General features: G+C 58.5%; 1 protein-coding gene and 1 pseudogene. Both read left to right on the forward strand.

Annotated elements, in window-relative coordinates:
- Nucleotides 1–81, forward strand: a pseudogene (locus tag EOD29_RS37565) (AbrB family transcriptional regulator); the annotation flags it as partial.
- Nucleotides 78–349 (forward strand): PIN domain-containing protein (locus EOD29_RS30840; protein WP_127248786.1); only part of this gene is annotated, 272 nt, incomplete at its 3' end. The pseudogene EOD29_RS37565 and the gene EOD29_RS30840, both read left to right, overlap by 4 nt.

Genomic DNA, 349 nt, shown 5'->3' on the forward strand with positions numbered 1-349 from the left:
CGCTTCGAGAAGCTGCGCGGCCATGCCGGCAAGGGCCTCGGTACCGACGCCATCATGGCTTTGACGCGTGGCGAAACGTGACGCTCGTCGACACCAATGTTCTTCTGGACCTGGTGACCGATGACCCGAAATGGTCGAGTTGGTCGATAGCCCAGCTCGAGACGGCGAGCATCGAAGGTTCCCTGCTGATCAATGATGTCATCTATGCCGAACTTGCGGTTCGATACGACAGGATCGAGGCGCTGGAGGCCTTTGTTGAACAGGCTGCCCTCGAGATGACGCCGATGCCGAGATCCGCTTTGTTTCTCGCCGGCAAGGTTTTCACGCAATATCGCAAAGCAGGCGGTAC

It is taken from the genome of Mesorhizobium sp. M1A.T.Ca.IN.004.03.1.1 (genome assembly GCF_003997555.1).
In the GTDB taxonomy this organism is placed as follows: Bacteria; Pseudomonadota; Alphaproteobacteria; order Rhizobiales; family Rhizobiaceae; genus Mesorhizobium.